General features: G+C 68.7%; 11 protein-coding genes. 10 read left to right on the top strand and 1 reads right to left on the bottom strand.

Annotation, left to right across the window (positions count from 1 at the left end; all coding sequences use genetic code 11):
- The first annotated feature begins 13 nt into the window (after nucleotides 1–13).
- The 10 genes from B2U11_RS06180 (at nucleotide 14) to B2U11_RS06135 (ending at nucleotide 9,362) form a co-directional block, all read left to right on the top strand.
- Nucleotides 14–793 carry a flagellin gene (locus tag B2U11_RS06180; protein ID WP_292070631.1) on the top strand — a complete coding sequence of 260 codons (780 nt, stop codon included), beginning with the start codon at nucleotides 14–16 and terminating at the stop codon, nucleotides 791–793.
- A 315-nt stretch (nucleotides 794–1,108) separates the two neighbouring features.
- A complete protein-coding gene (locus tag B2U11_RS06175) occupies nucleotides 1,109–1,876 on the top strand; it encodes a flagellin (protein WP_292070629.1) in 768 nt (255 codons plus the stop codon).
- Between the two features lie 83 nt (nucleotides 1,877–1,959).
- A complete protein-coding gene (locus B2U11_RS06170; RefSeq protein ID WP_292070628.1) occupies nucleotides 1,960–2,247 on the top strand; it encodes a hypothetical protein in 288 nt (95 codons plus the stop codon).
- 132 nt (nucleotides 2,248–2,379) lie between these two features.
- The gene (locus tag B2U11_RS06165) at nucleotides 2,380–3,198 is read left to right on the top strand and encodes a flagellin (protein ID WP_292070627.1); all 819 of its coding nucleotides are present in this window, start codon (nucleotides 2,380–2,382) and stop codon (nucleotides 3,196–3,198) included.
- A gap of 57 nt (nucleotides 3,199–3,255) precedes the next feature.
- Nucleotides 3,256–5,952 (top strand): transcriptional regulator, encoded by a 2,697-nt coding sequence (locus B2U11_RS06160; RefSeq protein ID WP_292070625.1) that lies wholly within the window; start codon nucleotides 3,256–3,258, stop codon nucleotides 5,950–5,952.
- Between the two features lie 71 nt (nucleotides 5,953–6,023).
- Entirely contained in the window at nucleotides 6,024–6,695 is a 672-nt protein-coding gene (locus B2U11_RS06155) for a hypothetical protein (RefSeq protein ID WP_292070624.1), read from the top strand.
- On the top strand, nucleotides 6,695–7,120 hold the full coding sequence (locus tag B2U11_RS06150; protein ID WP_292070623.1) for a hypothetical protein: 426 nt from the start codon (nucleotides 6,695–6,697) through the stop codon (nucleotides 7,118–7,120). Before B2U11_RS06155 ends, B2U11_RS06150 begins: the two co-directional genes overlap by 1 nt.
- Nucleotides 7,121–7,287: 167 nt before the next feature.
- Nucleotides 7,288–7,779, top strand: coding sequence for a single-stranded DNA-binding protein (gene ssb, locus B2U11_RS06145; RefSeq protein ID WP_250202174.1), 492 nt, complete (start codon nucleotides 7,288–7,290; stop codon nucleotides 7,777–7,779).
- Between the two features lie 78 nt (nucleotides 7,780–7,857).
- Entirely contained in the window at nucleotides 7,858–8,781 is a 924-nt protein-coding gene (locus B2U11_RS06140; RefSeq protein ID WP_292070633.1) for a DMT family transporter, read from the top strand.
- A 29-nt stretch (nucleotides 8,782–8,810) separates the two neighbouring features.
- Nucleotides 8,811–9,362, top strand: a complete 552-nt coding sequence (locus B2U11_RS06135) for a DUF1003 domain-containing protein (RefSeq protein WP_292070621.1) — start codon at nucleotides 8,811–8,813, stop codon at nucleotides 9,360–9,362.
- Nucleotides 9,363–9,401: 39 nt separating this feature from the next.
- On the opposite strand, the gene B2U11_RS06130 is transcribed toward B2U11_RS06135, so the two are convergent.
- Nucleotides 9,402–9,720 (bottom strand): superoxide dismutase family protein (locus tag B2U11_RS06130; RefSeq protein WP_292070620.1); only part of this gene is annotated, 319 nt, incomplete at its 5' end.

Below are 9,720 nucleotides of genomic sequence, written 5' to 3'. Positions count from 1 at the left end.
AAGGACAGCCAAAATGGCTAACAACAGCATCAACGTGAACGCCGGCGCCCTCGTGGCCCTGCAGAACCTCAACGCGACCAACCGTTCGTTGGCCGTGACGCAGAACCGTGTCAGCACGGGACTGGCCGTGGCGACGGCCAAGGATAATGGCGCCATCTTCGCCATCGCCACCAATCAACGCGCCGAACTGGGCGCCCTGAACTCGGTGCGTCAGTCGCTGCAACGCGGCCAGTCGATCGTCGACGTGGCCCTGGCGGCCGGCGACACCGTGGTGTCCGCCCTGACCGAGATGAAGGCGCTGGCCGTCGCGATCGAGGCCGGCGGCTCGACCGCCACGACCGACGCGCTCCAGGCCGACTACGACGCCCTGCAGGCCGAGATCGACGCGGCCCTGGCCGGGGCCAACTTCGACGGCGTCAACCTGTGGACCGACGGCGCGGTGAACAGCGTCATCACCGACACGGGCGGCACCACCTACGACATCGGCTTCGCCGCCGCCGTGGACCCCACGCCCACAGCCGCCACCGCCGCGGCCGTGCAGACGACGATCGAATCCTTCACCGCCAGCCTGGCCACCATCGGCACCCAGTCCAAGTCGCTGGAACGCCAGACGACCTTCAACAGCAAGATCCAGGACGCGGTGGAAGCCGGCATCGGCAACCTGGTGGACGCCGACCTGGCCAAGGAAAGCGCCCGCCTGACCGCCCTGCAGACCAAGCAACAGCTGGGCGTGCAGGCCCTGTCGATCGCCAACTCGTCCAGCCAGATCCTGCTGGGCCTGTTCCAAGGCTGATCCCTGGCGCCGCAGGGCGCCTGACCTTTGCAAAGGCGGCCGGACTCGGGTTCGGCCGCCTTTTTGCTTGTCCGGCAGTTCGTGCCGGGCAGATTTTGCCGGGCGCCCGGCAGACCTTGCCGCTGACCCGGCACTTCCTGCCGCGACCTTAACGTAAACGCCGATATAATGTCGTAAAATCAGTGAGATACAGAGGCGCGGCGCTGGCCCGTTAAGGTTCGCCGTGGCCCGGCATTTGCTTCCATGGAGGTGGGCAAAAGGCCCCCGGCCGTCAAAACGACGCCGGACACCACGAAGTGAAGAAGGACAGCCAAAATGGCTAACAGCATCAACACGAACTATGGCGCCAACGTCGCGCTGCAGTCCCTGAACGCCACCAGCCGGGCGCTCGCCACCACCCAGAACCGCGTCAGCACCGGTCAGGCCGTCTCCTCGGCCAAGGACAACGGCGCGCTCTTCGCCATCGCCACCAACCAGCGCGCCGAACTGGGCTCGCTGACCTCGGTCAAGCAGTCGCTGCAACGCGGCCAATCGATCGTCGACGTGGCCCTGGCGGCCGGCGACACCGTCATCTCGGCCCTGACCGAAATGAAGTCCCTGGCGGTGGCCATCGAAGCCGGCGGCTCGACCGCCACGACCACGGCTCTGCAAGCCGACTATGACGCCCTGCAGACCGAAATCGACAACGCTCTGGCCGGCGCCAACTTCGACGGCGAGAACCTGTGGACCGCTTCGGTCGACGTGATCTCCGACACCGCTGGCACGACCTACACCGTGGGCATGGCGGCTCCGGCCGACGCGACGCCCGCGGGCGCCACGGCCGCCGAAGTGCAGACCGCCATCGAGGCCTTCACGGCCGACCTGGCGACCCTGGGCACCCAGTCGAAGTCGCTGGAGCGTCAGACCGCCTTCACCAGCAAGATGGAAGACGCCCTGGAAGCCGGCATCGGCAACCTGGTGGACGCCGACCTGGCCAAGGAAAGCGCCCGCCTGACGGCCCTGCAGACCAAGCAACAGCTGGGCGTGCAGGCTCTGTCGATCGCCAACTCGTCGAGCTCGATCCTGCTCGGCCTGTTCCGCTAAGACGAACGGCCGGAACGGTCCGCGTGATCGTTCCGGCCGACCTCTTGCGCTAGAGGAGCGCGGTCGAGGCCGCGCCTGGAGCCATGTCCAACTATGTCGCGAGTGTAGCCAGCGTATCCCCAGCCGTCGAAGTCGCCGCCACCGTCCCCGCGCCCCTGTCCGCCGTCCCGGCGACGCAAGCGCGAAACGACAACGTCGACATCAGTCGAATGCGGCTGACCATAGAGGCGACCCCCGAGGGCCGCTTCATCTATAAGGTTCTGGACCGGGTCACCGGCGAGGTGATCCGTCAACTGCCGCGTGAGGAGGTCGAACGGCTGAACGCCGACCCGACCTATCGTGGCGGCAAGGTGGTCGACACAACCATCTGAGCGGTTCGGACCCTTTGATGTCCCGTCGCCGGCGTCCGCCGCGCGGCGCGATCGGCGTCGCCGGATCGTTAACCATACGCTCACGACTCATGGTTAATTCTGCTTCGAACAGAAGTTCCGAGGCTCGAAGCCATGACCACCAGCATCCATACCAACGCCTCGGCGCTCGTGGCGCTGCAGAACCTGAACCGCACGAGCGACCAGCTCGCGGCGACGCAAAGCCGCGTGAACACGGGGCTGAAGGTTCAGGGCGCCAAGGACAATGCGGCGGTCTGGGCCGTGGCCCAGGCGCAGCGCGCCGACAAGGGATCGCTGGAGTCGGTGACCACCAGCCTGAACCGCGCCACCTCCATCGCCGACGTTTCCCTGGCGGCGGGCGAACAGATCTCGGACATTCTGGTGGAGCTGAAGCAGAAGGCGACCGCCGCCGCCGACCCCAGCGCCACCGCCGCCACCCGCGCCTCGTACAACGCCGAGTTCCAGTCGCTGGTCGCGTCCATCGACTCCTTCGCCAAGAACGCGATCTTCGACGGCGCCAACATCCTGGACGGCACGGCTGCGGCCCCGCTGGACTTCCTGGCCAGCGCCGATGGCGCCGAGACCATTTCACTGGACCCGCAGGACCTCTCCGCGGCGGGCCTGGGCCTTGATACGCTGGACCTGGAGACCGACGCGGCGGCTGCGCTGACCGCCGTGACCCAGGCCATCACCGACAGCAGCGCCCGCCTGGCGGACCTGGGCGCGCAGGCCAAGCAGATCGAGCGGCACACCGTCTTCGTCAGCAAGCTGTCGGACTCGCTGGAGACCGGCATCGGCAACCTGGTCGACGCCGACCTCGCCAAGGAAAGCGCGCGGCTCCAGGCCTTGCAGGTCCAGCAGCAGCTGGGCGTCCAGGCGCTGTCGATCGCCAACCAGGCGCCGCAGGTGATCCTGTCGCTGTTCCAGGGCTGAGACCCGGCTTAACCCCGCGTTATCCCGGCTTGGCGCAAGAATGAGGCGCGGAGCCGCATGATGATCGACAACAGCTACCTGCTGGGCCTGTTCGGGACGTCGACCACCACGACGTCGGGCGCCGGCGCGAGCGTCACGACCGCGACCAAGAAGACCCAGCCGACCGCGCCCTGGTCCAATCCTCAGACGGCGTCCAAGCCCAGCGATCTGGTGCGATCGGCCCTGGCCGGCCGACGGCTGATCAACGAAGGCGCCGTTAACCTGGACCTGGCCGGCGCCTCGGCCGACTACACGCGCCTCTTCGCCCTCTACAAGGGTCTGGAAACGCTCAGCGCCCTGGCCGACCGCGCCGGAGAGCGGGGGTTGAGCGCCATCGAGCTGGCCCAGACGCAGAAGCGCTTCGCCAGCGGCCTTCAGGAAGTCAGCGACTGGCTGTCGACCACCAAGTTCGAGGGCATCGACCTGGTGCAGGGCGTGTCGTCGACCAAGATCAAGACCACGGCGGGGATCGAGAAGTCCTCGACCACCTTCGTTTCCCAGCCCGTCCACATCGGCGCGATAAGCGAGCCGGTGGCGGCCTTCGAGGGCGACGTTCGGTTCACCATGACCGTGGGATCGCAATCGATCCAGATCGACCTGGCCGACATGGGCGACACGCCCCGCACCTTCGGCGTGGTCGTGCAGCACATCAACGCCAAGCTGGACGACGCCGGCGTCTCCACGCGGGTGACCTACGAGCAGATTCCCGGCGAGGCCAAGACGGTCAAGAGCGGCGACAAGACCATCACCCTGCCGGCGGGCCCCGACCAGTGGGCCTTCAAGATTCAGGGCGCGATAGGCGAGACCGTGTCCTTCGCCGCCGACGCGGTCTCGGACGCGGTCTATGTGACGCAAGGGGTGGGGACCAAGGGCGTCGACCAACTGCTGAAGTTTCAGGCCGACGGCGGATCCGCGCCCGCCCCGGTGGCGCGGGCGGGCGACGCCTTCGCGGTCGAGGGGCAGGTGGGCCAGACCGCGCTGCCGGAGGGCGTCGGGAGCGTGCGGGCCAGCGCGACGGCGGCCGACGGCTCGCTGTGGGTCGTGGCGGACCTGACCGCGGGCGACGCCAACCAACCGATCAAGGGCAAGAGCGACGTCGCCCTGATGAAGTTCGATTCCGCGGGCAATCTGGTCTCGACCCGTCTGCTGGGCGCCGCCAGCGAAGCCAGCGGCTTCGCCATCGCCGTGGCCGACGACGGCCGCGTCGCCGTCGCGGGTTCGGTCACGGGCGCGCTGGAGCCGGGCAAGAGCGGCGCCGATCAGACGGTGGCCGACAGCTTCGTCACCGTCTTCGACGCCAGCGGCGCCGAACTGTGGACCCAGAGGCGCGGCGCCAAGGCCGAGGACGAGGCGACCGCCGTCAGCTTCGGCGCGGACGGCCAGGTCTATGTCGCCGGCCGCGCCCGATCGGCCATGCCGGGCGCGACGGCCCTGGGCGGCTGGGATGGCTATCTGCAGACCTTCTCCGAATATCAGGCGACGCCGATCGCGCCGGTCCAGGGCCTGGCCGGGGCGGTGGCGCAGTTCGGCGGGGCAGGCGACGATTCCGTCCAGGCCATGACGGTCTCGGGTTCGGACCTCTACACGGCCGGGGTCGAGAACGGCCGCATGGTGGTGCGCCAGTTCACCCTGGGCCAGGACGGCGCGCCGGTCCTGGCGGCGACCCGCGACCTGGGGCTGGCGCAAGGGAGCATCGCCGGGATCGCGGTCGACAACGGCCGGGTCATCCTGACAGGCCAGACCGAGAACGCCGCGCTGGACCTGGGCGCACCCACCACGGCCCACGCTGGCGGATCGGACGTCTTCATCGCCGTGATGTCGGCCGACCTGCAGCCGGCGGCCAGCGATCGCCTGACCTATGTGGGCGGAGAGGGGGACGACACCGCCGCCGACGTCGTGGTCAAGGACGGCAAGGTCTGGATCACCGGCGCCAATCGGGCGGCCGGCGCCTCCGACGCCGATCCCAGTCAGGGCTATCTGTCGCGCCTGGACCCCGAAACGGGCGCGGTGGAGTGGAGCCGCACCTGGACCGCCGACAACGCGCAGGCGCGTCCGGCGACGATCGCCGTCGCCTCGGGCGGGGCCAGCGTTCTGGATCGGCTGGGCCTGCCGCAGGGCGAGATCGCCCAGACCAACGCCAAACTGCTGACCCAGGCCACCGCGCTCAGGGTCGGGGATCAGTTCACCGTCACGCCCGGCAACGGCGCCCGGGCGGTCACGGTGGAGATCACGGCCAAGGACACGCTGGACACCCTGGCCAAGAAGATCGTCAACGCCTCCAGCCGCCAGCTGAAGGTGAGCGTCGTCACCGACAAGACCGCGCCGTTCATGCAACGACTGGAGATCACCGCCGAGAGCAACAAGGCCGGCGCCGTCATCTCCTCGGGCGCGCCGGGCAAGGACGCATTGGGCGCGCTGGGCCTGACGCCGGGGCTGATCTCGACGACCTCGGGCGCCGAATCGAAGGACCGGAAGGCCTATGGTCTGAGCCTGCCCAGCGCCCTGACGCTGAACGGCAAGGAGGCGATCAAGTCCGCCATCGACGCGCTGGCCAGCGCCATCTCCACCGTCCGGTCGGCCTACAAGGGCCTGGGGCCGCAGACGACAGCCGCCATCACGAACAGCCTGACCGGCAAGGGCGGTTCGACGGCCTATTACAACACACAGGCGGCCAACTTTCAGGCGGCGCTGGCGCGGCTCAGCACGACGGCCTGAGCCCCTGTTGACGGTTGACGCCCGGCGCCGGGTCGGGGTTATTGACCCTCCCCCTTCGTGAAAGCCGTCGCATGGCCCTTCCTAAAGACAATCGCGTGATCATCGGCGTGGGCGCGGCCGTGGTCGTGGCCGCCGCCGTGGCGCTGGCCCTGGTCTTCACCGGCGGAGATCAGCCTGACGAGGCGCCGCCGGCGTCGAAGGGCGGGCTGGTCGTGGATCTGGCCGAGGCGCCGTCGCTGGAGCCGACGCGCGAACTGCGCTGCTTCGTTGATGGCCAGTTCGTCGGCATGGCCACCCTGGCCGACTGCGCCCGGCGCAACGGGCTGGCGACCGACGCGCTGGACGTGGGGTTGGACGAGACAGGCGCGCTGGCCGCTGCGCCCACCGCCGCCTTCGCGCCGCCGCCCGAACTGCCGCCGGTCGAAATGGCCGAAGCCGCGCCGGCCCCATCGCCCGACGTCGCGGCGCCGCGTCCCGCGCCGTCGCCGGCGCCGAGCGCCACGCCCTGCCTGCGCCATACGGGGTCCGACTGGCGCGTGCTGTCGACGGGCATGAGCCTGAACGCCTGCGTCCAGGCCCTCTATGCGGGAACCTGCGTGCGTCCGGGCGAGGCCCAGTACGGGCGCTGGGGCGACACCACCCTGCGCCTGGTGCCGCGCCGTGTTGAACAATCGGCCGACAATACGCGTTTCCGCACCCTGGCCGAACAGGATCGCAACTGCCAATTCCCGGGTCTGAACTGATGCGCGTTCCCGTCACGCTCGCCGCCTTCGCCGCCGCCGCTCTGGTCGGGGCATGCAGCCAGGGTCCCGATTTCGATTTCGAACCGGGGGTCTGCTATTTCGTCGCCCAGCCCGAAGGCGCGCCGCCGCGCCTGGAGGTGGTGGCGCGCGACCAGGCCCAGATCGAATTCTGCGCCGCGCGCCTGGAAGAGATGCGGCTGAAGTTCCTTCGCATGGGCGGATCGAACCAGGAGATCGTCGGCGCCTATCAGGGCCGGTTCATCTTCATCGACCGCGAAGGGGTGAAGATCGGACAGAGCCTGGACGGCAGCCGCTTCTTCGCCATGGCGCGCACCGGCGACGGCCGCCTGGCCATTCCCGGCGCCATCGCCCGCGACGACACGGGCCGTCCGGTCGCCGTCGCCCCCGCGCCCGAGGGCCAGTAAGGCCAGGGTTGCGTCGTTCGAACAAAGGTGGAACATTCGTTAATCCACCGGTTTGACGCGGGCGATGTCGAATGCGGGGTGGCGGGCGGCCTCCCGGCGCCTAAGACATCGGGCTGAATTGCGGGCAAGGCGACCGAGTCGTCGGCTCATACGAGAAGGAAGTTTCCATGGCGGGCAGCGTCAACAAGGTCATTCTGGTCGGCAACCTGGGCCGCGACCCCGAGATCCGGTCGATGCCGAACGGCGACCGTATCGCCAACCTGTCCATCGCCACGTCCGAAACCTGGCGCGACAAGTCTTCGGGCGAGCGCAAGGAAAAGACCGAGTGGCACCGCGTCGTCATCTTCAACGACAACATCGTCAAGGTGGTCGAGAACTATGTGAAGAAGGGCTCGACCGTCTATATCGAGGGCGCGCTGCAGACCCGCAAATGGACCGACCAGCAGGGCGTCGAGAAGTACACGACCGAGATCGTGGTCAGCCGCTTCAAGGGTGAACTGACCATGCTGGGCGGCCGTTCGGACGGTGCCTCGCAGGGCGGCGGCTACGGCGGCGGCCGCGGCGACGACGACTATTCCTCGGGCTTTTCGACCGGCGGGGCCAACAAGCCGTCCGGTCCCAAGGAAAGCTACGACCTGAACGACGACATTCCCTTCTAGGTCGGGACTTCCCGACACGAAACGTCGGGTCATCCGATGTGAGCGGACGGGGGCGTCGGGCCGTGCCATAGCGCCATGATGACCGCCCCCGCCGCGCCCGCTCCCGCCGCCTCCAGGCCGCATCCGCTGACCGGGCTGGAGATCGCCGCCATTCTGGCGATCATCGTCACCTGGGGCGTCAACAACGCGGCGGGCAAGCTGGCCACCGAGACGATGCCGCCGCTGCTGGTCGGGGCGCTGCGGTTCGGCGTCGCGACCCTCTGCCTGGCCCCCTTCGTCCGGCCGCCCTTCCCGGATTGGCGCAGCCTGCTGCTGATCGTCGTGGTGGGGGGCGCCCTGCAGTACGGTTTGCTCTACGTCGCCTACTCGCTGGCCACGGACATCACGCCGGTGACGGTGGCGAACCAGCTGTGGATTCCGCTGACGACCCTGTTCGCCTTCCTGTTGCTGAAGGAAAGACTGGGCAGGGCGGCCCTGGCGGGAATGGTGGTGGCCTTCGTCGGCGTGGCCTGGATGATGCTGGACGCCCACGCCATCCAAGACTGGCGCGCCATCCTGGTCGGGATCGCCGCCGGCGCGGCCTGGGCCCTGACGACGGTGGTGGCGCGGCGCACCACCTCGATTCCGCCGTTGAAGATGCAGGGCCTGCTGGCGGCCGGCACGCTGCCGATCCTGGCGTTCGGCTCAGCGGTGTTCGAGCATGGCCAGGTCGAGGCGGTGCGACACGCGCAGCCCCTGGTCTGGGCCGCCCTGCTATGGGCGGGGATCGTATCGTCGGTCATGGCCACGACGTTGCTGTTCTGGCTGGTGCAGAGGCGCGAGGCCGGGCGGGTGACGCCCTATCTGCTGGCCACGCCGGTGGTGACCATCCTTATCGGGTGGGCCGTCATGGGCGACGTGCTGACGCCGCAGATCCTGACGGGGGCCGCCATCGCCATGGGCGGGGTCGCCGTGGTGGCCCTGGCCGAACGGGGCTTGCGCGCCGGGGCCGCCAAGGCTTGATCTAGGCGCTTCTCGAGAGGAGCCTGGTCATGCGCAATTCCCTGGACGCCGACCGTCTATCCCACCGGTGGTTCGGGCGATCGCACGCCGAACTGGACGAGGATGAGCGGCGGGTGCTGGACCGGACCGCCGCGCGGCGCCCGATCACGCGCGACACCAACGAGGCCTTCGCCGACAAACTGTCTTTCGGCGATCGCCTGGCGGATCGTGTGGCCAGCTTCGGCGGCTCCTGGACCTTCATCAGCGCCTTCGGGGTGTTCCTGGCGGTATGGGCGGGACTGAACTTGGCCCTGGGGCGGGGGGCGTTCGACCCGTACCCCTTCATCTTCCTGAACCTGATGCTGTCGATGCTGGCGGCGATCCAGGCGCCGATCATCATGATGAGCCAGAACCGGCAGTCGGCGAAGGACCGGCTGGATGCGGCCAACGACTATCAGGTCAACCTCAAGGCCGAGATCGAGATTATGGCCCTGCACGAGAAGCTTGACGAACTGCGCGACCGCCAACTGGGCGAGATGATCCTGAAGCAGCAGGAGCAGATCGACATGCTGACGCGTCTGCTGACGGAAAAGGGCCGCTGACGACGCCAGCGGCCCCTGCGGGTTCGGTCTGGGGCGAACTCAGCTGGCGCTGAGCGCCGCGCAGGCCACGCGGTCGCCCGCACCGCCGATGGGCTGGGTGCTGTGGTCGTCGGCGTTGGCATGGATGATGATGGCCGAGCCGTCCTGATCCCACAGCCACTGGCCGGGCCCCTCCGCCGAGATGCGCGCGCGGGTGGTGAACAGTTCGGCGTTCACCTTGCCGTCGGCGCCGGCGTAGATGTTGGGCAGATCGCCGTCGTCGGGGCCGTTGGGGTTGAGCAGGCCGTGCGGCGCCTTGGGCTCGGCGTGGTTGATGTGGGCGCCGGACGAGGTGAAGGGCGCCTCGCAGGTTCCCGTG

It is taken from the genome of Brevundimonas sp. UBA7534 (genome assembly GCF_002479325.1).
Lineage (GTDB): Bacteria > Pseudomonadota > Alphaproteobacteria > Caulobacterales > Caulobacteraceae > Brevundimonas.
This window is presented reverse-complemented; position numbering and strand designations above follow the sequence as displayed.

Coding starts and splice junctions, on each gene's coding strand:
- B2U11_RS06180 (WP_292070631.1), top strand. CDS start 14: ATGGCTAACAACAGCATCAACGTGAACGCCGGCGCCCTCGTGGCCCTG.
- B2U11_RS06175 (WP_292070629.1), top strand. CDS start 1,109: ATGGCTAACAGCATCAACACGAACTATGGCGCCAACGTCGCGCTGCAG.
- B2U11_RS06170 (WP_292070628.1), top strand. CDS start 1,960: ATGTCCAACTATGTCGCGAGTGTAGCCAGCGTATCCCCAGCCGTCGAA.
- B2U11_RS06165 (WP_292070627.1), top strand. CDS start 2,380: ATGACCACCAGCATCCATACCAACGCCTCGGCGCTCGTGGCGCTGCAG.
- B2U11_RS06160 (WP_292070625.1), top strand. CDS start 3,256: ATGATGATCGACAACAGCTACCTGCTGGGCCTGTTCGGGACGTCGACC.
- B2U11_RS06155 (WP_292070624.1), top strand. CDS start 6,024: ATGGCCCTTCCTAAAGACAATCGCGTGATCATCGGCGTGGGCGCGGCC.
- B2U11_RS06150 (WP_292070623.1), top strand. CDS start 6,695: ATGCGCGTTCCCGTCACGCTCGCCGCCTTCGCCGCCGCCGCTCTGGTC.
- ssb (WP_250202174.1), top strand. CDS start 7,288: ATGGCGGGCAGCGTCAACAAGGTCATTCTGGTCGGCAACCTGGGCCGC.
- B2U11_RS06140 (WP_292070633.1), top strand. CDS start 7,858: ATGACCGCCCCCGCCGCGCCCGCTCCCGCCGCCTCCAGGCCGCATCCG.
- B2U11_RS06135 (WP_292070621.1), top strand. CDS start 8,811: ATGCGCAATTCCCTGGACGCCGACCGTCTATCCCACCGGTGGTTCGGG.